Here is a 19745-nt window from a genome sequence, read left to right on the forward strand (position 1 = left end):
GCCGCTCAGTCTTCCACACGAGCGAGAGGCCCGATGGCAGGAGCGTTGATTGGCTGTCCGTCGACATCGAACATCGATCCATGACAGGGGCAGTCCCAACACGTCTCAAAGCTGTTCCAATGCAGGTGACAACCCACATGCGTGCAACTCGCCGACCTCAGGTGCAGCGCACCTGCCTCGTCTTTAAAGGCTGCAAGTTTTTTCAGTCCACGCCGCACGACCGCGCCTTTGCCAAGCTTGAGATCGTCCAGTGAGTTAATCTCGCCAGGCGCCGCATACTCAGCAAAGCTTTTAAGTGCGGTAATGTTCTCAGTCACAAAGTTCTTCGCGGCCTTAAGAGGAACCCGGCCCGGCTCGTAGATGTCTTTCCAGGGGTGATCCTCACCAAAAACGAGGCTCGTATTCAGCATCGCGCCGGCGACACCGTGCGTCAGGCCTTGCCCGGAATCGCCCATCGCGACGTAGATATTCTTGCCGCCGGAATCCCGTCCGATGAAGCCGGCATAATCGATTGTATCGAGCACCTGCCCGGACCAGCGATGCGTCTCTTTGCCGAGGCCGGAAACCAGGCTGCGGGCCCAGGCTTCCAGTCTGTCAAAACGCTCATCAGCGTCGTCTGCCTCTCCGCTTTTGTGATCTTCGCCTCCCACCAGCACATAGTCGGTATTGGCGGGACCGGGCTGCAGGCGGACATAATGGTAAGGATCTTCAGTGTCCCAGTAGAGCGCGTCAGGTATCGCACCGCGATTGATCTCGAAGGTGATAACATAGGTCCGATAGGGAGCCGTCTTCGTGTGGATGGCAAAGCGGTCGGAGATCGAAGAGTTGGTTGCGACAACGGCATGTTTGGCGCGAATGGCGCCGCGCGCGGCTTTAACCGTCACGACACCATTGTCTTCAGTCACTTCGTCGACCGGACTGTCTCGGAAAAAGGTCACGCCATTCTTACTGCAGGCCTTTGCCACCCCGGCCAGGTATTTGAGGGGATGAAAAGTCGCTTGCCGGGGATAGCGCAGAACGTGGCGGCCCTCGCACCCTTTGAGGGATACGCCCATCAGCCGGTGGAAGGGAGCTCCGACCTCGCGGACCGCATCCATTTCCTGGTCGATGATATCGGACGGCATGTCCCGCCCCTGAATGAGATAGCCGTCAAGCCTGCGAAAGTCGCAGTGGATCTTCTCTATCTTCTGGATTTCCTCGATGCGGTCGATGGCAGCCGCCTGGCTGTCGCAAAAGAGCTTTGTCGCCTCGTGCCCCCTGATCTTCGTCATTTCGCTGACGAGATCATCGCACAAAGGAGCAAGGTGAGCCGACGTCCTCGACGTCATGCCACCGCAAATTCGGCCGCGGTCGATGACAATGACGGACTTGCCGCGCTGGCAAAGCTCATACGCCGTTGATATCCCGGCGATCCCGGAGCCAATCACGGCGACGTCGCACTCCTGCGCGCCATCGAGCACGCGCGCATCAGGTGCGACGTCAATATCCATCCAGAGCGATTTGCTGGTCATGATGTTCTCCAAACACGTGAGAACGTTCCCATGTCAGGCAGAGTTCCAATTCTACGTCTCAGACCTTGAGTACAACGGCCAGCATGCGCCTGAAGGTCGTCGCGTTCTTGGGAGCGTGCGCGTCGTTGTCATTGTTGAAATAGACCCAGGCCCGCTTCGCACCGCTCGCCTTGATCCTTTTGGCCCAGATCTCCAGCTCGCTCTTGGAATAATCGTGACGATACCATCGCTTTGGGCCGTGCAGGCGGATGTAGAGTTCATCGCTCGTCCGAACGAGTTCGTCCGGCAAGCGTGGCGCGCTGCAGGAGCAGAAGATAATCCCCGCGATACGAAAAGCCTCATAGACCTCTTCATTCCACCAACTCGCGTGCCGAAACTCCACGACGTTGCGACGCTCGGGATCCAGCTGGCAGACTATGTCATTAAGACAGGTCTTGGTGTAACGATAGCTCGGCGGCATTTGAAACAGAAAGCAGCCCATCCGGTCACCCAGAATGTCGGCGATCATTCCAAAATCCCGGATGAGCGTCTTTGTCGCTTTGAATCGTTTCACGTGGGTGATGAGTTCGGAGACTTTGACGGTGTAGATGAACTTCTTCCTCCCGGGCTGCCGCCGCCAGGATTGGACACCGGCGACTGTCGGCCACGAGTAAAAGGATGCATTGATTTCGACAGTGTCGAAACGCGTTAAGTAATGATTAAACCACTCGGTTTGCGGCACGTCTGCATAGAATGAGTCCCGCCATTTCCAATAACGCCAGCCGGAGCATCCGACGTGGACAAACTGTCTGTGTCGCGGCGGATCCTTTGGACGGTCAGTTTTTGTCTTGAGGCGAGCAGCATGCATCTTTGCGGCACGCTTGATATTGTCCTCGCGCTGCTTTTCGCGTCGCAGACGTCTGCGTTCTCGGAGCTCCTCGGGGGTCAATTCGATCCGCGTCGGTGGTGCCATCTGCGAACGACCCTCGATTGCCTACCGCTACAGCCTCGCGAGCCCTGCTGGCGCCGTTACAATGCAAGTCCGCGGCGACATCTGGGCTCCCGCTCCCGCGTGCGGAATCTTTACCGTCGTTTAAAAAGGGTCGTGAATTCGTAGAGAAGAACGACTGCACCGAGAGAGCGCCGCCAAGGATTGACGCCACGGACGATTTCATCCACCGTCCAGAGAACGAGGCCACCGTTGGCCGCGATCGTCAGGGCCAAGTTTGCTTTGCGTGCTGATGGCCATACCCAGAGCAAAAGGCCGGCCACGATCACAATCCACAGAATGAGATTGGGTGACTGTACAATCGTGATAGCGCCGGTCTTGCGGTTGCGGAAAAATCATCGAAAGAGCTGGCCCCACTAGGGTTTCGCCCCGGTTGAATCTTCAGTCAGAGTCCAACCTCACCTTCTTCGCGACCTTTCCAATAGGTCGCGCGGTTGGCTTTGACCTTGATCAGGACAATGCCTGGAGTATCCACGCCATTTTCGAACCATTTGTCGAGCTCACTTGTCCAGTGCTGATGAAAGACGGCCTTGTCGCGGATCAGTTCGGCAGTCCCTTCGACGGCCACTTAGATCCGTTCGGCGAATAGACCGGTCTCGGATGAGAATCCGAGCGCGACATTAGGATTCCGTTGGATGTCAGAAACTGTCCGCGTCTTTTCGTAAGTGAAGTAATAAGACGTGCCGTCGTAAGCCACGTCGCCGTTGTTACTCATGGGTCGATTGGCGATCTCACCGTTTTCTGTGTGGGTCGAAAGAATGGCGATGTCGATGCCGGCCATTTCCTTCGCGATTTCAGCGAGCGATTTCTTGGACATCTTTCCTTCTCCATTGGCCGGGGAGCAACTGCGGGGTTCAACCCATGTTCCCTTGAGGTCCGCAACTGGTTAGCCGTGGGAGCGACGACAAGCGATTACGCCGCTCATTGCTCGCGGACGGTCAACGTTACGATCCGAAACAAGGATGGGGCGAACAAACCCTTGCCCACTCTGCAGCATCACCTTGGCATGGCGCAGGAACTCGACAGAAACCGAATGTAAAAAGTAAATCGGCTTACCTAGATGCCGGCATACGGGGCAGCCCACGTAGGCAGCCCCGCCTTGTTAAGGCGCGCCCGCCTGTTGCGTGAACAATGGTCTTTTACTGCCGTAAGAGCGATCAGAGGCCCCGTACATTGGATGGAACCTTGATCAAGCCTCGGATGTTTTCTGACGAGCGGTGCCTACTTCACGGCAAGATTAGCGACCCCGGTAGGATCGACGAGCGCCGGACCGCCAAGCGAGGTAGCAAGTGGGTCGCCCGAACACGGTTAGCAAACGGATAGCAAAGCCCGGCACATCGAAAGCTTCGGATCGCGACGCATCTCGCAACCCGGTGCAGCAAAAGCCGCTCCCACTTGGTTCGGGCGCGCGCATGAACGCCCGGGTGGTCTTTGCCGTAGCGGTGGTAGCGCTCTCCCTGTGGACAGCGGGGGGATTCCTGCCACCTTTGATCTGGGCGACCATTCTCGCCGTCACCTTGTGGCCTCTCTACATCAAGTTCGCTGCACGGCTCACCTCGGGCCCAACAAGGCTGGCAGCCGTCGCCTTTACAGCGATCGCCGCGCTCATCTGTTTACGCCCATGGCGCTTGCCATCTACCAGGTGGCCGAGCAAAGCGGTGACATCGCGAACTGGCTGAAGAAGGCCAGGGAGAGCGGAATCGAAGTGCCCGACTGGATCGCTCGCCTGCCGGTCGTAGCAGAAATCGTGCAGCAATGGTGGCGCGATAATCTGTCGGATCCGAAAGCCGCGACTGCTTGGCTCAAGACCATCAATGCGGATGATGCGTCTGGTCTATTCTACACTTTCGGCGGTCAGCTGATGCGTCGCCTGTTCATGCTCTTCTTCTCTCTGTTTGCCTTGTTCGTGCTGCTCAGCAACGACCGCTCGGTCGCTAACCGTACCATCGAGACGTGCGATCGCATCCTGGGGCACCCCGGCGAGGGCGTGGTGCAGAAGATCGTGGATTCGATCCGAGGGACGGTGAACGGTACCGTGATCGTCGCTATCGGCGAAGGCTTGTTGATCGGTGTCGGATACCTTGCGGCAGGCGTACCAAATGCCGTGATGTTTACCATCATAACCACAGCTTTTGCGATGCTCCCATTCGGTGCTTGGGCAGTGTTCACGGCCGCCGCCGCGACGCTTTTGTCCGGCGGTGGCAGCGGGATCGCGGCCGCAGGCGTCTTTTTCTGGGGCGCGACCGTCATGCTTGCAGGGGATCACTTTGTGTGGCCAACTCTGGTCGGGGGCGCGGCTCGGCTCCCTTTCCTCTTTGCGTTCGTCGGAATTTTCGGGGGGCTGGCTGCGTTCGGCCTACTCGGTTTGTTTTTAGGACCAGTCATCATGGCCGTACTATTGACGGTTTGGCGAGAGTGGATTTTTCGTCCTGAAGAGCGAAGCAGGTCTGACTGACTGCGCTGACGTGCGGGCCCCGAAGTGCTTTCGCTTAAGGCTTACAGCGAGCGCTATTTCCGGCGATATCTCTAATACGTCGCAGACTACCGCCTCCGCCTTAGCGCTTCGCACCGATTCCTATTTCTGAGTTTCCCGTTCAAGACGTCCCGCTCTCCAAAGTCTTTCCAGCGCGCTGTCTCGTGAGCTTCACCGCCGCAGACACGCTGAATCCGTCCGGCCGTCTGCCAAGCGGATCCGACGATCATCGCCAATTTGTCGTCGAGCGAGCGCCTCATTAAGTGATATCCTACGAGGCGTTCGCGCGAGCACGCTGCCGCGCCTCTCGGCGTGGTCCCAGGCGTTGACGTCGGCGCAAGGCCCTCTCGGCGAGCTGCGGCATAGGCTGCACCGGGGCGGGAGCGCCGTCGCGGATGCCACGGCTAGAACGAGGGGTCTTTGCACCAAGCTCGTACTTGGATTTTTACGGGTGCTACTGGCCGCAGCCTAGTGATGTCAGCCCAGTTCTTAGCTGCTCGTTAAGCAAACACGAGCAGTCTCGGTTTCGGGATGGCCGTTGGGACATACGCGGCCTTGTGCTTGGGGTTGAAGGCCCGCCTGCTCAGCCAGCCCCAGGCGGGCCTTCCCTCGTTCGAGGTTAAGCAAGCAGGCCATTTGTGAAATAGATCATATTGCAGGCTGAAAACGCTTCAGTAAGATCATCTCACCCGGGGCTGGGTCCATACTTCGCTTAGATCTTTTTAACCGGCATTTTGTGACACGGCGCGGGCCGCAGCGAGAAAAACGCTGCGGCCTTCGTTATTCTAGCGCCTTAAACGTCGACGATGCGTCATCTGCCGCCGCCGATCGCGCGCGCCTCCTGCCCAATCGGGCCCGGCGGTTCAATTGCCCCTTTCCGTTGCTGGCGAACCGCTAGCGTGACTGGTGGTCGCAATGCGTACTGCAGAACAATTGGTAAAACCAAAACGTGTATTCCGCCCTGGTACACGTGATCGAACCCGACGCGACCTAAGAAGCCGCTTATTTGTGCGCGCTGCTTAACAAATCTGCTAGCTACGAGGCGCCGAGCGGCGTTGACTTTCAGCGGGTCCTTGGCGTGACACCTAGACGCCCCGGCGCTAGCCTCAGGCCATCCATCCGCGGCAGCCCCTGTCGTAAACCGGCAGGGGTTGCTTATTGGTGGTAGGCCCGCCAGTGAACCAGCGGGCCTTTGCCCGGCGGAGTATTTACAGCTCCCACTAGAGTGAAGCACTGATGTCTGACGACGACCCACTCAGGCAGGAAACGCACGCCCTTCAGCAGATGATGGAAGATGAGCGTAAACTTTTGGTCGGCCTCGAAGAGTTCATCAAGGGCAAGGTCGCGCTAGGCGTCCCCAGAGAGCGCGCCTACGCATAGTTGCGGAGATAGTCCCGTACGTTCGAGAAGTCAGAGCACGCGAGTTACGCCGCACGTTTAGCCCGGGAGCGGTTAGGCCCGGCGACGTGCACCAGGGGGCCTGAAACCTTCCCAAGTTTCATGCGTAGGACCTGTATCCGAGGTTTTGTTAGTTCCCATCTCGGGGCTGGAAATGAATACCGCCGCCGGGACATGTATTTGAGCCCGGTGGCGTATCTTTAACTTTTCCTTCGCTTCCCGGCATGTGCCAGTCGCTCCCTGTCACGCTACGCCCTACTCTGCTCGATCAGATCCTGGATGCGGGCGCTAGTGAAGATGGCGAAAGTGTCGCGCAACCAGGCGCGGACGTAGCGGATCAATATCCGCGACTCCGCCGTCTCGATGAAGCTGCCGAACGCCAAGCCCTGCCGCTGCACCTCGGTGCAGGCGCGCGCTCGCCGGCACCGACGTCCAGTTTAGCGAGAGTCTTAAGATCGACGGGGGCGCGATGTTTGCCCATGTTTGCAAGGTCGGGCTCGAAGGCGTCGTCTCCAAAGAGCGTGACAGCGTGTACCAGGTCGGCCGCAGCAATAAATTGGGTCAAGAAAACCTGCGCCCAGCGCGAGACCCTCACCATCGCCGGCTTCGCCCTCGATGAGGGCAAAAACCATGAATCGAGGAGGTGAGAATGGTCCTGATAGGATTTGGCGCCCTGCTTGTTCTCGGCGGAATTTTGTACATGGCACGCGCTACAATTTGGCGGGGATCGCTTAGTCGGCCCGCCGGCGATACACTGGAGCCGACGCGGCGCGGCGTGGGATTCCTGGGGGTCAGAGCGAACTGGCCGGGTATTCTCCTTGCGGCAATCGGTGCCGTTTTGTTGGTGTTGGGTGCCAGTCTCTAGCTTCAGCCACCCGCCGAGCTGCCGCCCTGGTTGACAAGTTGGTATCGACGCTTCAGCCGATGGCTCGTGGTTGTAGCGGCGTTTTGGAGGCGATCGAGGTCCGCACCGTCTTTAGCAATCACGAGCAGTCGCCAATTCAGGCCATCGGGTTCCGCGTCGCCGTGTTCAATCTCGACGGAGATAACGAGCTCCCCGCCGGGAACGTGCCGGATCTCCTGAAGAGCGATCAGTTCGAGATCGGACTTGGACACCAACGTTCTTGGCACCGGTCTCCTCCCGGCCGGTCTAACGCAGCCTCAATCGCTCCGCGACTGCTTCATGAAAGCGGCCCGCTCGATCATGTCAGCGGGCCATTTCTTTTCGCTTCTATTTCCCTTTCATCTTCGGGTCATTCATAGTCACCCCGGGGTTAGCCGAACCCGGGCTGCTCGATGCCCCTTGACCGCTGGTCGCGGCTGGAGGATTGCCGCCGCCTCCAGATCCCGCACCCGCGCCTCCGGCGCCCCCTGATCCCGCACCTGCGCCGCCGGCTCCGCCCGAGCCAGCGCCCGCGCCGGCCCCTGCTCCGCCAGCACCACCGGCCCCGCCACCAGCGCCACCCTGCGCGGAGGCGGCAGCGATCGATCCGAACAAAAGTGCAGCTGCGAGCGCCATCTTGCCGATCTTCATGGTCATTTTCTCCTATAAGTTTGCTTGCAACCGACCGCTGTAACCTTCGTTCCTAAGCTGAAGCAGCACCAAACGCGTCGAGGTGCCTACCTCACTTACAGCAGACGACTTCCCCGTGGAGGTCGCAACTGCCGAGACAGAGGAGCTCGCCGACAACTCGCAGACTCAACGAGCATGCGCACCAAGAAGAGCACCATCGCTGGCCTTAGCGGACCTTCGAGGCGATCCCCACTCGCGTTGCCCCCTTGAGCGCTCTGTGCCGGCCCAGACAACACTGGCCAACTATTCTTGGGGAAGCATTTCGCGAACAATCGACATTTGAACACGGCTCTCCGGCGAAAGGCCCAGTCTCCATCGCGACCTTCCGGCGAGGACGTCGTTCCTTGAACTCGAAATCAAGTCCAGCGCCCGCGCCGCTCGCGGTACAGGGAATATGCCCGGTAACAACCACAAGGCCCCTGGCTATTGTTCGAACGCATTCCGCAAGCCGCGGCAGAATGTCTCGATTTGAGCAACCATAGCCAACGAGGCAGGCAGTGACGCGGATCGTATCGGATCGCTTGTGCCGCCCGCGCAAGCGCGAGTCCTGCGAAGATCCTATCGACGCGACATTCTCCGAGCTCTCCTTCTCGGCACACCACCGCTGCTCGAGGCTGTTTTCTTCACGTACCAAAGTCTTGCGCCCAGCGGGGAGTTTGGCCGGTGGCACGTCATCCTCGTTCAGCTAGGAACGATTCAACAAAGCGTGTGTTCGTCCTTAGATACAAGAAATAAAGCAAGAGGGTGAGAAGCGATGGCGCGATCAGTGGAGGAGTTGAAGCGTCAGTCTGAGCGCAACCGCGCAGAGCTGGCGGCTACCGTAGGGCGATTAAGGGAGCAGATATCGGACACCGCCGAGGACATCCGCCACAAGGTCTCGCCGCAGCACATTAAATCCGAAGTCTCCGAATACGTCAGCCACAAGACCCAGAGCTGGATTGAAGGGCTCAAACAGCAGATCATGGACAATCCCATGCGCGCAGTGGCCGCGGGCGCTGCAGTAGGAATTCCGCTGCTGCGATTGGCGCGAGGTGTCCCGCTGCCACTTCTGATGATCGGCGCCGGACTTGCCCTGACCTCGAAGACAGTACGTGATCGCGCTGCGGACGCGTCCGGTCCGGTAATGGATAGAGCGGGGGAAATGCTCGAGGAGTTGGCGGAGGGTGCCCGTGCCATGCAGGGCGACGCGACGGAAAAGCTATCCTCTGCTCGAAGCCGAGCCGCTGGCATGGCTGGAGACGCACAAGATCGGGCCGCCAGCCTTGCGGATGACCTGCGAACAGGCGCAACACAGGCTGCCAGTTTTGCAGGTGAAAAGCTCAAGAGTGGCATCGACGCAGCCAAGGATGCGGCGACGAACGCGCCTGACCAGGCCCGTCAGACCATCGGCGACAATGCTGCTCTGATCGGAGGCCTGGGCATCGCGATCGGTGCCATCATCGCTGCGGCTCTTCCCGAGACCAAGGTTGAAGGCAACGTGATGGGTCGGGCCAGCGATGGCGTGAAGCAGGCTGCGGCCGCTGCGGCCCAATCCGGATTTGAGGCAGCGAAAGAGACGACCACGTCGGCAGCCGACGCGGCGGCGCAGAAGGTCGCCGAGGCCGATCTCGGCACCCACGCTAGTCGTATGACGCAGGATGTGGCGGGCATTCTGAAAGAGGCTGCGGACGACGTCGTCAAAGCCGCCTTTAGCCCCTCCCAAAACACCAACACCTGAAGGAAACCATCATGAACGATGTGGACCCGAACAATATTACGCAGTTCGCGCCGAACCGAGACAAGGGACCCTCGAAGGATCTGAAGGAACAGATCGGTGAAGCCGGCGCAGAGATGAAGCAGCGCGCTGGCGATGCCTTTCACGCAACGGCCGATCTCGCGCGGGACAAGTTCAGTGAAGCGGCGGATGCGGCCAAAGGGGTGACGGAAGGGACTGTGGACCAAATCCAGAGCCAGGCCCGCGAGCAGCAGCGGTCGGGCGCGGATTTCGTTGAGCGCCTCGCAGGCAACATGCGTGAAGCCGGCCGAGCATTCGAGAGCGACGTACCGTTCGCTGCACGCGGCATCGGTTCTGCTGCGGACTATGTCGAAGAAGCCGCCCAGAAGATCCGCGATGGCAGCTTCCGGGATCTCGTAGAAGGCGCAACTGATTTCGCCAAGCGTCAGCCCGCGGCCTTTCTCGGAATATCAGTGCTGGCAGGCTTCGCAGCGGTCCGCTTCCTAAAAGCATCCGGCGAGCAATCGTCATCATCAAAGCGGAGTGGCACAATGAACAAATCGTCGTCGGAAGACGCTCATAAGTCCCGTGACGCCCCGTTCTCGGCGAGAGACGAAACTTGGCCTCAAGGTTCCGCGCGGCCCGGTTCGAGTTCGCAACAGACGTCATCCTCACAGGGCAACACCGTACCATGAGCATCGAGCACGATATCAAAACCAGCCAGGGCGAGTTTCGGGCCATCTCGACGCTGCTGGGCGATACCATGTCGCAGTTTGCCAAGCTCTTCCAGAACGAAATGGACCTGGCCAAGGCCGAAGTTGGCGACAAGCTTCAGAAACTTGGTGGCGCGCTAGGTTTGATTGCAGGTGGTGCCGTTCTGGTGATTCCGGCGATCGTCATGGCACTGTTTGCCCTATCCGCGGCGTTGATCTCGGCAGGATGGTCGCAACCGGTGTCGTATCTAACATCGGCGTTCATAGCGGCGGTAATTGCGGCCTTGCTCTTTGCAGTCGGCATCAACCGGCTTGATGTGCGCAATCTGGCACCTCGAGAAACGATCGGGCAGCTTGAAAAGGATAAGGACACTATGAAAGGAATGGTGCGATGAGCAACACGAAGAGCAGTTTTATTGACAATTTGGTGACGGCGGCCCGGGAAAACCCTCTTGCCGCTGCGCTAATCGGAGGTGGAGCGCTTTGGCTATTGGCTGGCGACCAGAAGCTGAAGACCGCGACCCGCTCTGTTGTGGATGCAGTTTCGCCCGTGGCCGATGCTGGGACGAGTCCTCTCAGGTCGGCAGCGTCGGCTGTTAAGCAGACTACGGCGCCACCCACGGCACCTGAGATGGGCGACGAGGGATCGCTGGGCATCGGTGAAACTTTGCGAGGCGCCACCGCTGCCCCTTACGATGCAGTCTCAGAAGCTGTCGACAACGTTCAGGATCGGTTCGACGAGGGAGTCACCTTCTTCCAAGACAAACTTGGCACTGCGCTTCCAGGTAAAGAAGCGCTCACCAGTACGCAATCGTCACTAACTGAGTTGCTTGAAAGACGACCCTTGGTGCTTGGGATTGTGGGCTTGGCGATCGGTGCAGCAGTCGCAGGCACGTTTCGCGCTTCCGAAATCGAGAACGAATATATCGGCAAAGTTGCCGACGATGTGAAGGCCGACGTTAATCGTCGCGCCGGCGCGGTATCGCAGGCCTGGCGCGAAGCCTCAGATACAGTGATCGCAGAAGTCGGCGACAAAGGTGCCGAAGCCCTGGATAAGGTGAGGCAGGCCGGCATTGATGCCGCCGAGGCAGCCACCGCCAAAGTGAGGTCTCCCCAATCGGGCTAATGGAGCAGTCGGCGCGGACCACGTGGTCCCCCGGGGATGAAGCCAATAACGATGCTCCAAAGAGCTCATCCTCCATCCCTTTCAAGAGCGACCGGGGGCAGTCGAAACTATAGGCCGGGCAAGCGTCCCTCCGGCGTATACTTGTCGACTGCTGAGGCGAGCTCCCGGGATAGCCTTGCGAGAATCTCCTCTCGAGAAAGCCCGGTCTCCAGTTCGAGCTTTTCCAACACGTCTGGGCCGATTGCTTCGTTCAGTTGCGGAGGCGAAATGTCCTTATTGGGCCCTGTGCCGATCCAGGACTGAGCTACATCACCGCGACCATTTTGATTGAATTTCTCCAGCAGCTCGCTGATCCCTCCTTGAAGCAATCCGCCGACGCCGGCCCCGCTGAGCATGCCCGTAAGATTGCTGAGCAGCCCGCCAAGCGGCTGTTGAGAACTAGGGGGTTCTAGCGACCCCGCTCCCGGGCCCTTTAGCAACTCCGCCAGCTTGTCTCTATTCTGATATCCGGCAATGGCGAGCAGTCCCAAAAGCGCAGTCATGGACGGCATTCCGCGGGTCATCTTGCAGCTCCATGATAAGGATTCAACAGTCGAACTCTGACGCATCGGTTCTGTTCCTAGGCACGCGTACGCAGCCCGCCGCGCCGGATCTTGAAGTCACACCGGGCGTTGCCCGGCCGAATTCACTTTTGCTCCGCCAGCGTCCTCCGCGAAAGCGGCCGGGAAAAAGAATGGCCAGAGCAAGAGCACGAAAGATACTCATCGCGCGATTCCCAACGACCGCAGCCTCTGATTAATACGTTCCCTATCCCACGCTCCAAGAGGAGGTAGGATTTCGAGAGGAAGGCTTGCCGTGCAGAACTCTGGGAACCTCCGCTCCGGGCTTGGCTCTTGAGACAAACAGCGAGAGCGAAAATGGGAAACAGTGGCGTCGGAATGCTACTCGGCGATACCTCGGTGACGGCTCTCTGGATGATGTTTATCGGCGCCTTCATCCTGGGTGGCACATTTCTCTATGGCGTCATGAAGGCCGGAAGGTTGCGCCGCAGCGAGCGTGTGCAGCTCGACCGAAGCACAGAGACGGCGCAGCGTCGGGACGCCCCGGAGAAAAGAGCTGTTCGTTAGCAATCGGCGCTTCGGCAAATCGGCAAGGACGGCGTCTCGCATTTCGAGTTGCTACAGAACGCGCTGCGTGACGGGGCCACGCTCCTTTACTGCGCGTTCGACCTGATGTTCGCGGACGCCGAGGACGACGGAAGCTGCCGCTACTTGAACGCAAGAAGCGGCTCAAGGCCGTCCTTTCGCGTTACAAGTTGATCGTATTCAGCAAGCATCGCAAAGGCAGCGGAAAGAAATTCTTCGCCGAGGCGGAGCGCACGGGCCTCGAAGGCATTATGGCCAAGCGCGCCGACGAACGGCGCGAGCTTGAAACCTTCGTTCTCGGCTTTCGCGATTAGGTCCTTGAGCCATGACGCCCCTCAAAAACGCAACCGCAGCGCCGTCAACACCGGTTGCGGTGGGCAGTTCCTAGCTCGGCTTGACCGGGTGTAGCGTGCGCGGATGGCGGTCGTGCAGGAGACGGGCAAGCTCTTTGTGGTCGTCCTCCCGGCCCTTCAACGCCGTCTCGAACAGTGCTTCCTGGATGTCGCGCGGTATGTCGCCCCACACGTCCAGGGCCGCCCGCCCGAGCAGCGCGGCGAAGGTCTCGGACTAATCGCTCATCGGTTTTCTCCCATGTTCACAAAGGAACCGCCAAGGACCGAGGAGCGTTGCATTGCCATCATTGCGAGAGGAGAGATCGAATTATGGGTATCTTCACCAAGGACATCAAAACCATGGAAGACCTGCTGATTCACGGTCTGCAGGACATCTACTACGCCGAGCAGCAGATCCTTAAAGCGCTGCCGAAAATGATCGACAAGGCCACCAATCGCGATCTCGTCACCGGCCTGAAGAACCATCTGGAAGAGACCAACAAGCAGGTCGAGCGGCTCGAGAAGGCGTTCGCGAAGCTCAGCAAAGAGCCGAGCGGAACCAAGTGCCCCGCCATCGACGGCATCATCAAGGAGGCCGACGAGACCGCCGGCGAGATCGAGGACAAGGCCGTGCTCGACGCCGCTATCGTTGCGAACGCGCAGGCCGTCGAGCACTACGAAATTTGCCGCTACGGGACGCTGATCGCCTGGGCCGAGGAGCTTGGCCACGATGATATCGTGCGCTTCCTCACTACCAATCTGAACGAAGAGAAGGCGGCCAATACCAAGCTCAACACGGTGGCGCTGCGCAAGGGCGTCAACGCCAAGGCTTCGAGCGCGGCCTAATTGAGTTTCAAGGCGGTTTCAGCGGCCCCGCGACATCGCGGGGCCGCTGTCTCGTTGAGCCAATCGGGTAAGGCGGACCTGCCGGCGCACGAACCAGGCGGCGACAGCCACAGTCAGCCAAGCCAGCGAAGCGCCGATGAACGCGCCTGCAACGCTCCGCTCGACGAGGAGCCAGAACACAGCGGCGAAGGCGAGCATACCGAGAGCGCCCAGCGCGGCACCGGCGGCATCGAGCGCGGCAGCCTCCCGCCCTCGCCGCCTCCCCTCGAGACCAGCCTTCCGTTTGCGACGGAGTTCGTGCTTCTCTATCAAGGTCGCGCTGGCGCAGAAGATAGCCGGGAGCGCGAGAAAGAGACCTCCGATCGAGGCTCCGTAGCGACTACTGATCAATCCCGTGAACACGGTGGCGGCGCCGCCCAGGCCGAAACGCACCAAGTATTCGTACCACCGCCCTTCCTGCAGCGACGAGAGCGAGACCTTGATCGGGAGCCTCACGCTTGCCCTCCCGCGATCGCCCATAGGCCGAAGGCTGCGCCCAACCAGACGACGATCGAGACGATCGTAGCCGGCAACGCCCGCATCCCGGCGCGCATGAGGAGCTGGCAGACCAGGATGCTGTAGACGACCAGCGCGTTCGCGCCGACCATCATGGAAAGGCTTTGGGCCCCGGCGTAGACGGCGCCGTGTTGATGGATCGCGATGCCCAGCGTCGCGAGCGCGACCGAAGGCGCCGCCCCGAAGAGGCCGGCGAAGCTCTTCGGCTTCAGCACGTCGCCCAGCATCGAGAACGCCGACACGACGGCACCGCCGACCAGGAAACGGATGACGTACTCGCTCATTTCGGCTTCTTCCAAAGCCTCTTGAGCGGCCCTGCGGCGCCGTAGGCTGGAGCCTTGCGCGGGAGCGGTACCTTCGGAATGGTCTTCAGCGCGCGAGGACGGTCCTCGACGGTCGTGCACTCGTCGTAGGTGCCTGTCGAGGGATAGGCGCCGACGACCAGGAAGTCCTTGTCCGCCCATAGGCATTGATGGCCGGTCCCGGCGGGCAGGACTAGGATGTCACTGGCCTTTAACGTGAAGATCCGTCCCTTGTTGCCGCCGAAGCGGACGCGCCCCTTGCCGCGCGCGATCCCGAGGACCTCGTGGATCCTCGAATGGTAGTGAACATAGTCGTAGATGCCGTCGCGCCAGCTATCCCCCCTTCCGTTGGCTTCGAACAGATCTTCGACCACCGCCGCAGGATCGTGCTGCTCGTCGAGGCTGACGGCGCTTCGGTAGAGCATCAGGGGCCAGCGCGGGTGGTTGGGCACAAGGCCGTCATCCCTAAAGCGGACCACGTGTGGCTTCCGCGGACGAGGCAGTTCTGAAGCCCAACGCTTACCCGGACGACGAAGACCGGTGGCGCGTTCGGCGTATTCCTTCAAGTGCTCAAGTAGCGGCATCATCTGTCTCCTCGATGGGATAGCCGGTCCAGAGGCGAAGCATTCGTTCGAGCGCCGCACCAAGGGCGAAGCCGGCGACGACGTCGCTCGCCCAGTGCGCCAACACGACGATGCGCGTCAGACAAAGGCCCACCGCCAGCGCGCGTATCGCCCAGCGGGGCCCCGCCGGCAGCGGCCCCGCGGCCGATGCCAGCGCTCCCATGTGCAGGGCGTGTCCCGACGGAAAGGCGTCTTCGCGCTTGCCGGAGAAGGAGATCCCCTGAACATGCCCCAACACCGTCTTCCGGTCCGGACGCGTCTGGTCGAAGACCGTCTTCAACAAGTGCGGAAACATCGAGGCCGTGGCGGCCACAAGCAGGGCATGATTGCCGGCGCGGCGCAGCGGCTCTCCTTGCGTTCGGGACAGGGCCCAACCCGCTGCCGCCAAGGCCATAAGGATTTTCTCGTCGGCGCCCCAGGTCAACCCGCGGGCGACCGTTTCCGCACGACGGTTAGTCTTGCGCGCCACCGTCCGCGCGATCCTCTCGTCGAACTTGGTCGGTTTCACGGTGAGAAGGGACATCGATCCTCTGATGTTCAATAGGGAATCCTATAACGCGCGGCAGTTCTCCAGGTGCCAAGCGTTCGCGCCGAGGAACGGCCGCTACTCGCCCCTCGTTGACGGACCATGTCCGGATCTCTCTCCACCTACGTCGGCAGCATTGCCGCTTTCCTTGCCTCGCTCTCCTACATTCCGCAGGTCCGGAAAGCCTGGCCGCGCAATTCCACGGACGATCTTTCGCTCGGCATGCTGAGGGCGCTGACGCTCGGGCTCGGCCTCTGGACCGTATACGGCCTGATCCGGGAAGATTGGGTCATCGTGCTGGCCAACGTTGGGCCGCAAGATACGGGATCTGTGCGCTTAAGGCCGACGTCGCAACACGTGCACGTTCGAGCCGTCCCTGTCCGCATCATTCAGGGTCGCGGAGATCACCTGAAGCAGTTCGTGCAGCGTGAACGGCTTCTGCAGTTCCGGCAATTTCAGGTCCGAGGAACTCAGGTCCCCGTAGGCCGAGGCGATCAGGATCGGGCAGGTCCGGCCGCTGCGCGCACTCTCTCCGCAAACTGCAGGCCGTTCATGCCGGGCATGAGGTAGTCGGTAACCACGATGTCCACCGCGGGCCTGGCCTCGAGCATATCGAGCGCGGCCTGGCCTGACGAAGATTCGATCCGGTTCGTGACCAGCGTCTTCCAAAGCCACCGTCGTTTATGCAGAACCAGCGGGTCGTCATCTACGACACGCACGATCAACGCTTTCGCCGTCGGGCTGACCTCGGCTTGCCGATCCATTCCCCCGTGAGGTCGCGATACCTGTCCACTGGTGTCGCGAGGTAACCAGATTTCGGCGGTCGTACCCTTGCCCTTGACGCTCTTCAAGGTAAGGCGGCCGCCGGACTGCGCCGCGACGCTATGCACCATCGGCAGTCCAGGCCCGTTCCGCGTCCGCCCCCCTTGGTGGTGTAGAACGGCTCGACGGCCCGGGCGAGGGTCTTGCTGTCCATGCCACTACTGGTGTCCGTCACGAAAATCCGGACATAGTCGCCGGCCGACAAGTCTTGCGCATTCGGATCCGCGAGGGCCCCGACGCGCAGCGCCTGCTGGCCTTCGCCCGCAAGCAGGATCTCGAGATCGTAGCGGTCGATGTCGTCGAGACGGTGCGCGGAATGGCAAGCCTCCTGCATCGGCGTCGTATACCGGGTCGATCACGACGTGGGCCCAGAACGACGACCCGTCCTTGCGCCGGCGCGGCCCCTCGCGCTCGAATTTGCCTTCGCGCAACGCGGTGGCGAGCGCCTCCATGGGCGCACCTGCGGCGGCGTCCTCTTGCGCGTAGAAACGGGAGAAATGCTGACCGACAATCTCGTGAGCCTGATACCCCTTGATGCGCTCCGCGCCGGCGTTCCAACTGACGATGTTGCCTTGGGTATCCAGCAGATAGATCGCGTAGTCGGTGACGCCCTGGACAAGGAGCCGGAACAGCTTCTGAGTATGCCACAGTTTCTCCTCGGCCTCTTTACGCTCCGACAGGTCGCGGGTGATCTTGCCGAAACCGATCAACTTGCCGGTCGGATCCCGAATCGGGTCGACCACGACGTGCGCCCAGAACTGGCTGCCGTCCTTGCGGACTCGCCAGCCCTCGCTTTTGAACCAACCTTCTCGTTCCGCGGTTGCAAGGACTTTGGATGGCAGATCGGCTTGGCGGTCCTCCGGGGTGTAGAACCGGCTGAAGTGCTGACCAAGAACTTCCTCGGCGGCATAGCCTTTGAAGCGCTGCGCACGGGCGCTTGTTCAGCTCGAGATATGGCCCTTGGGATCGAGCATGTAGATCGCCTCATCGGCGATACCCTCGACGAGCAGGCGGAAGCGCTCCTCGCTCTCGGCCAAGGTTTCGGCGGAGCGCCGACGCTCGTTGAGGTCGCGGGTGATCTTCGCGTAACCGGGTGCCTTGAGCCACGAAGGGGGCAGCGTGACCGTCACCTGGGCGGCGGAAGCGGACCGGGTCCTGATCGAGTGGACCGAGAGCGGCGCTTGCGGGGTCGATGCTCCCGAGACCACGGGTTTCGGCACGAAGCTGGTCGAAATCACGATCGAGCGGATCGGCGGGGAGATCGAGCGCGACTGGCGACCCGAAGGTCTCAGCGTCCGGATTTCGCTGCCGCTGAAATCGCTGCGAAGCTGACGAGCCTTGCGAGCAGGAACTCAACCTCCGCGGTGAGATTGAAGTCGCGGAGGATGTGATGGCGGAACCCGCAAAGATTGTATCCCGACGCCCGGATGGCACCGGATGGAGCCTGGCGGCAGCCCTAGGTCTTATGGCGATAGCCTTTCTGTGGGATCGCATCGCACCGCCCGACCGGGTTGCCAAGCCGGAAAAGGGCGAAGCATTTCCCGAAACCGCGGAAGCCGACAGACACGCCTCGCCCGCCGAAATTGCGACCGAAGACGGAAACCGGGGACGCCAAGCGAGTTCGCCCGCAGAGATCCCGGCCCGAGGATGGAAGGATATCCTCTGGCGGGTCTATGGCAATATCGGCGATCACCGCGTCCTCGCGCTCGCCGCCGGCATGACCTACTACAGCCTTCTCGCTATTTTTCCTGCCATCGCGGCGCTCGTCGCCATCTACGGTCTGTTCTCCGATCCTGGCAGCATCGCCAAGCACCTCGACGACGTTTCGGGCTTTATTCCGGGGGGCGCCGTCGAAGTGGCGCGAGAGCAATTGACGCGTGTCGCAACGAAGGGCGACCGAACCCTGGGCTTCACTTTCGCGATCGGGCTTGCGATCTCGCTCTGGAGCGCGAACGCCGCCATGAAGTCGTTGTTCGATACGCTGAACATCGTCTACGGCGAGCAAGAGAAACGCGGTTTCTTCACGCTGAATGCGATGTCGCTGGGATTCACCATCGGCGCAATCGCCTTCGTCGTGGCGGCGCTTGGCGCCGTCGTCGTCATCCCCGTGGTCCTGCAGTACGTCGGAATGTCAAACGCGACGGACCTGCTTGTCCGGATCGGGCGCTGGCCTGCACTCTTCGTCGGTCTGGCCTTTGCCCTGGCTTGCATTTACCGGTTCGGCCCCAGCCGCCAGGCGCCGCGGTGGACATGGATCACTTGGGGCAGTGCGGCTGCGGCCCTGCTTTGGGTTGCGGCATCCGGCCTGTTTTCTTTCTACGCCGCGAACTTCGGCACCTTTAATGCCACCTATGGGTCCTTGGGCGCGGTCATCGGCTTCATGACGTGGCTCTGGATCTCGGCGATCGTGATCCTACTCGGAGCCGAGCTCAACGCGGAGATGGAGCACCAGACGGCGCGCGACACCACGACGGGACATCCTAAGCCGCTCGGCACCAGAGGCGCCAAGATGGCGGACACGGTGGGGGCCCCCCGATCGTGAGGGACACCATCGAGGGCGCGGTCGTGGCAGTGGCCGCCGACGGCGAACACCGCTTCAGCAAGCCGGTGCAGGACGGCATTACGCTGGTGAAAGGGCACGGCGTCGACGGCGACGCCCACGCCGGCGAATATGTGCGGCACAGGTACGCTGCTCGGCGACACCCTCGTCTGCCCAACCTACGTCAAGTCCACCTCATTCCAAGCGAGCTCTTCGCGACTGTCCGTGAGGCGGGCTACGACATAGGGCCCGGACAACTCGGCGAGAACATCACCACGGCCGGCCTGGACCTTGAAAAGATGCCGCTCGGCACGCGCATCGAACTCGGGCCTACGGCGGTCGTCGAGCTGACCGGGCTGCGGACGCCCTGCGTGCTCATCGAACGCTTCAGGACCGGCCTAAAAAGGCAGGTCGTGTCGTCGGCAAAAACGGACCCTGCATTCAGATGCGGCGTCTTGGGCGTGGTGCGAGCTGGCGGACAGGTGGCAGCCGGCGATCTTGCGCGCGCCATCCTGCCCGACGGATGTCAGAAGCGTCTTCCTTCGCTGTAGCCCGTTGG

22 protein-coding genes and 4 pseudogenes are annotated in these 19745 nt (G+C 60.8%); 14 read left to right on the top strand and 12 right to left on the bottom strand.

Annotated features, from left to right (window positions below; all coding sequences use genetic code 11):
- Positions 1–5: 5 nt before the first annotated feature.
- The 3 genes and pseudogenes from AB7G19_RS40195 to AB7G19_RS40205 form a co-directional block, all read right to left on the bottom strand.
- On the bottom strand, positions 6–1511 hold the full coding sequence (locus AB7G19_RS40195) for an FAD-dependent oxidoreductase (RefSeq protein WP_439037677.1): 1506 nt from the start codon (positions 1509–1511) through the stop codon (positions 6–8).
- A gap of 58 nt (positions 1512–1569) precedes the next feature.
- Positions 1570–2463: a DUF72 domain-containing protein gene (locus tag AB7G19_RS40200; protein WP_439034293.1), complete on the bottom strand. Its 894-nt coding sequence runs from the start codon at positions 2461–2463 to the stop codon at positions 1570–1572.
- Between the two features lie 421 nt (positions 2464–2884).
- A pseudogene (locus tag AB7G19_RS40205) lies at positions 2885–3316 on the bottom strand (pyridoxamine 5'-phosphate oxidase family protein).
- An 804-nt stretch (positions 3317–4120) separates the two neighbouring features.
- On the opposite strand from AB7G19_RS40205, the gene AB7G19_RS40210 reads away from it, so the two are divergent.
- The 3 genes and pseudogenes from AB7G19_RS40210 to AB7G19_RS40220 all read left to right on the top strand — a co-directional run.
- Entirely contained in the window at positions 4121–4954 is an 834-nt protein-coding gene (locus AB7G19_RS40210; RefSeq protein ID WP_439037676.1) for an AI-2E family transporter, read from the top strand.
- A gap of 1254 nt (positions 4955–6208) precedes the next feature.
- Complete coding sequence (locus AB7G19_RS40215) at positions 6209–6352, top strand: hypothetical protein (RefSeq protein ID WP_439034291.1); 144 nt, start codon at positions 6209–6211, stop codon at positions 6350–6352.
- A gap of 433 nt (positions 6353–6785) precedes the next feature.
- Positions 6786–6996, top strand: a pseudogene (locus AB7G19_RS40220) (DNA ligase); the annotation flags it as partial.
- A 241-nt stretch (positions 6997–7237) separates the two neighbouring features.
- On the opposite strand, the gene AB7G19_RS40225 reads toward AB7G19_RS40220, so the two are convergent.
- A complete protein-coding gene (locus AB7G19_RS40225) occupies positions 7238–7486 on the bottom strand; it encodes a hypothetical protein (protein ID WP_439034290.1) in 249 nt (82 codons plus the stop codon).
- Positions 7487–8697: 1211 nt separating this feature from the next.
- Here AB7G19_RS40225 and AB7G19_RS40230 point away from each other — a divergent pair.
- From AB7G19_RS40230 to AB7G19_RS40245, 4 genes are read left to right on the top strand one after another with little or no spacing between them, the layout of a single operon-like run.
- Entirely contained in the window at positions 8698–9660 is a 963-nt protein-coding gene (locus AB7G19_RS40230) for a DUF3618 domain-containing protein (protein ID WP_439037675.1), read from the top strand.
- Positions 9661–9671: 11 nt separating this feature from the next.
- Positions 9672–10352 (top strand): hypothetical protein, encoded by a 681-nt coding sequence (locus AB7G19_RS40235; RefSeq protein ID WP_439037674.1) that lies wholly within the window; start codon positions 9672–9674, stop codon positions 10350–10352.
- Positions 10349–10765: a phage holin family protein gene (locus tag AB7G19_RS40240; RefSeq protein WP_439037673.1), complete on the top strand. Its 417-nt coding sequence runs from the start codon at positions 10349–10351 to the stop codon at positions 10763–10765. The genes AB7G19_RS40235 and AB7G19_RS40240 overlap by 4 nt, the downstream gene beginning before the upstream one ends.
- Complete coding sequence (locus tag AB7G19_RS40245; protein ID WP_439037672.1) at positions 10762–11496, top strand: hypothetical protein; 735 nt, start codon at positions 10762–10764, stop codon at positions 11494–11496. Before AB7G19_RS40240 ends, AB7G19_RS40245 begins: the two co-directional genes overlap by 4 nt.
- Positions 11497–11603: 107 nt before the next feature.
- On the opposite strand, the gene AB7G19_RS40250 is transcribed toward AB7G19_RS40245, so the two are convergent.
- A complete protein-coding gene (locus tag AB7G19_RS40250; protein ID WP_439037671.1) occupies positions 11604–12059 on the bottom strand; it encodes a YidB family protein in 456 nt (151 codons plus the stop codon).
- 354 nt (positions 12060–12413) lie between these two features.
- Between AB7G19_RS40250 and AB7G19_RS40255 the strand changes: the two genes are divergently transcribed.
- Both AB7G19_RS40255 and AB7G19_RS40260 read left to right on the top strand, forming a co-directional pair.
- Positions 12414–12623 (top strand): hypothetical protein, encoded by a 210-nt coding sequence (locus AB7G19_RS40255; RefSeq protein WP_439037670.1) that lies wholly within the window; start codon positions 12414–12416, stop codon positions 12621–12623.
- Between the two features lie 18 nt (positions 12624–12641).
- Positions 12642–12910 (top strand): annotated as a pseudogene (locus AB7G19_RS40260) (ATP-dependent DNA ligase); the annotation flags it as partial.
- Between the two features lie 115 nt (positions 12911–13025).
- Here AB7G19_RS40260 and AB7G19_RS40265 read toward each other — a convergent pair.
- Positions 13026–13166, bottom strand: a complete 141-nt coding sequence (locus tag AB7G19_RS40265) for a hypothetical protein (RefSeq protein WP_439034283.1) — start codon at positions 13164–13166, stop codon at positions 13026–13028.
- A 137-nt stretch (positions 13167–13303) separates the two neighbouring features.
- On the opposite strand from AB7G19_RS40265, the gene AB7G19_RS40270 reads away from it, so the two are divergent.
- On the top strand, positions 13304–13819 hold the full coding sequence (locus AB7G19_RS40270; protein WP_439037669.1) for a YciE/YciF ferroxidase family protein: 516 nt from the start codon (positions 13304–13306) through the stop codon (positions 13817–13819).
- An 18-nt stretch (positions 13820–13837) separates the two neighbouring features.
- Here AB7G19_RS40270 and AB7G19_RS40275 read toward each other — a convergent pair whose 3' ends face one another.
- Genes AB7G19_RS40275 through AB7G19_RS40290 form a run of 4 tightly spaced genes read right to left on the bottom strand, consistent with a single transcriptional unit; the run spans position 13838 to position 15822 of the window.
- Positions 13838–14314, bottom strand: a complete 477-nt coding sequence (locus tag AB7G19_RS40275; protein WP_439034281.1) for a DUF3147 family protein — start codon at positions 14312–14314, stop codon at positions 13838–13840.
- The gene (locus AB7G19_RS40280) at positions 14311–14658 is read right to left on the bottom strand and encodes a DUF3147 family protein (protein WP_439037668.1); all 348 of its coding nucleotides are present in this window, start codon (positions 14656–14658) and stop codon (positions 14311–14313) included. Before AB7G19_RS40280 ends, AB7G19_RS40275 begins: the two co-directional genes overlap by 4 nt.
- Entirely contained in the window at positions 14655–15260 is a 606-nt protein-coding gene (locus AB7G19_RS40285; protein WP_439037667.1) for a cupin, read from the bottom strand. The genes AB7G19_RS40280 and AB7G19_RS40285 overlap by 4 nt, the downstream gene beginning before the upstream one ends.
- Positions 15247–15822, bottom strand: coding sequence for a phosphatase PAP2 family protein (locus AB7G19_RS40290; protein ID WP_439037666.1), 576 nt, complete (start codon positions 15820–15822; stop codon positions 15247–15249). Before AB7G19_RS40290 ends, AB7G19_RS40285 begins: the two co-directional genes overlap by 14 nt.
- Before the next feature lie 105 nt (positions 15823–15927).
- On the opposite strand from AB7G19_RS40290, the gene AB7G19_RS40295 reads away from it, so the two are divergent.
- Positions 15928–16395: a SemiSWEET family sugar transporter gene (locus AB7G19_RS40295; protein WP_439034278.1), complete on the top strand. Its 468-nt coding sequence runs from the start codon at positions 15928–15930 to the stop codon at positions 16393–16395.
- On the opposite strand, the gene AB7G19_RS40300 is transcribed toward AB7G19_RS40295, so the two are convergent.
- On the bottom strand, positions 16320–16718 hold the full coding sequence (locus tag AB7G19_RS40300; protein WP_439037665.1) for a response regulator: 399 nt from the start codon (positions 16716–16718) through the stop codon (positions 16320–16322). The two genes, AB7G19_RS40295 and AB7G19_RS40300, sit on opposite strands and share 76 nt — an antisense overlap.
- 312 nt (positions 16719–17030) lie before the next feature.
- A pseudogene (locus tag AB7G19_RS40305) lies at positions 17031–17726 on the bottom strand (PAS domain-containing protein); the annotation flags it as partial.
- A gap of 40 nt (positions 17727–17766) precedes the next feature.
- On the opposite strand from AB7G19_RS40305, the gene AB7G19_RS40310 reads away from it, so the two are divergent.
- From AB7G19_RS40310 to AB7G19_RS40320, 3 genes are read left to right on the top strand one after another with little or no spacing between them, the layout of a single operon-like run.
- Positions 17767–17979 carry a hypothetical protein gene (locus AB7G19_RS40310; protein WP_439034276.1) on the top strand — a complete coding sequence of 71 codons (213 nt, stop codon included), beginning with the start codon at positions 17767–17769 and terminating at the stop codon, positions 17977–17979.
- 58 nt (positions 17980–18037) lie between these two features.
- Entirely contained in the window at positions 18038–19189 is a 1152-nt protein-coding gene (locus AB7G19_RS40315) for a YihY/virulence factor BrkB family protein (RefSeq protein WP_439037664.1), read from the top strand.
- On the top strand, positions 19186–19737 hold the full coding sequence (locus AB7G19_RS40320; protein WP_439037663.1) for an MOSC domain-containing protein: 552 nt from the start codon (positions 19186–19188) through the stop codon (positions 19735–19737). The genes AB7G19_RS40315 and AB7G19_RS40320 overlap by 4 nt, the downstream gene beginning before the upstream one ends.
- The last annotated feature ends 8 nt before the right edge of the window (positions 19738–19745 follow it).

Origin of the sequence: Bradyrhizobium sp. 215_C5_N1_1 (assembly GCF_052075935.1) — a bacterium.
Lineage (GTDB): Bacteria > Pseudomonadota > Alphaproteobacteria > Rhizobiales > Xanthobacteraceae > Bradyrhizobium > Bradyrhizobium barranii.

What these genes read in the sequence shown, in the direction of transcription:
- AB7G19_RS40270 (WP_439037669.1), top strand. Translation starts at nt 13,304, where the DNA reads ATGGGTATCTTCACCAAGGACATCAAAACCATGGAAGACCTGCTGATT.
- AB7G19_RS40235 (WP_439037674.1), top strand. Translation starts at nt 9,672, where the DNA reads ATGAACGATGTGGACCCGAACAATATTACGCAGTTCGCGCCGAACCGA.
- AB7G19_RS40250 (WP_439037671.1), bottom strand. Translation starts at nt 12,059, where the DNA reads ATGACCCGCGGAATGCCGTCCATGACTGCGCTTTTGGGACTGCTCGCC.
- AB7G19_RS40240 (WP_439037673.1), top strand. Translation starts at nt 10,349, where the DNA reads ATGAGCATCGAGCACGATATCAAAACCAGCCAGGGCGAGTTTCGGGCC.
- AB7G19_RS40195 (WP_439037677.1), bottom strand. Translation starts at nt 1,511, where the DNA reads ATGACCAGCAAATCGCTCTGGATGGATATTGACGTCGCACCTGATGCG.
- AB7G19_RS40230 (WP_439037675.1), top strand. Translation starts at nt 8,698, where the DNA reads ATGGCGCGATCAGTGGAGGAGTTGAAGCGTCAGTCTGAGCGCAACCGC.
- AB7G19_RS40315 (WP_439037664.1), top strand. Translation starts at nt 18,038, where the DNA reads ATGGCGGAACCCGCAAAGATTGTATCCCGACGCCCGGATGGCACCGGA.
- AB7G19_RS40280 (WP_439037668.1), bottom strand. Translation starts at nt 14,658, where the DNA reads ATGAGCGAGTACGTCATCCGTTTCCTGGTCGGCGGTGCCGTCGTGTCG.
- AB7G19_RS40290 (WP_439037666.1), bottom strand. Translation starts at nt 15,822, where the DNA reads ATGTCCCTTCTCACCGTGAAACCGACCAAGTTCGACGAGAGGATCGCG.
- AB7G19_RS40200 (WP_439034293.1), bottom strand. Translation starts at nt 2,463, where the DNA reads ATGGCACCACCGACGCGGATCGAATTGACCCCCGAGGAGCTCCGAGAA.
- AB7G19_RS40210 (WP_439037676.1), top strand. Translation starts at nt 4,121, where the DNA reads ATGGCGCTTGCCATCTACCAGGTGGCCGAGCAAAGCGGTGACATCGCG.
- AB7G19_RS40245 (WP_439037672.1), top strand. Translation starts at nt 10,762, where the DNA reads ATGAGCAACACGAAGAGCAGTTTTATTGACAATTTGGTGACGGCGGCC.
- AB7G19_RS40300 (WP_439037665.1), bottom strand. Translation starts at nt 16,718, where the DNA reads ATGGTGCATAGCGTCGCGGCGCAGTCCGGCGGCCGCCTTACCTTGAAG.
- AB7G19_RS40215 (WP_439034291.1), top strand. Translation starts at nt 6,209, where the DNA reads ATGTCTGACGACGACCCACTCAGGCAGGAAACGCACGCCCTTCAGCAG.
- AB7G19_RS40285 (WP_439037667.1), bottom strand. Translation starts at nt 15,260, where the DNA reads ATGCCGCTACTTGAGCACTTGAAGGAATACGCCGAACGCGCCACCGGT.
- AB7G19_RS40295 (WP_439034278.1), top strand. Translation starts at nt 15,928, where the DNA reads ATGTCCGGATCTCTCTCCACCTACGTCGGCAGCATTGCCGCTTTCCTT.
- AB7G19_RS40255 (WP_439037670.1), top strand. Translation starts at nt 12,414, where the DNA reads ATGGGAAACAGTGGCGTCGGAATGCTACTCGGCGATACCTCGGTGACG.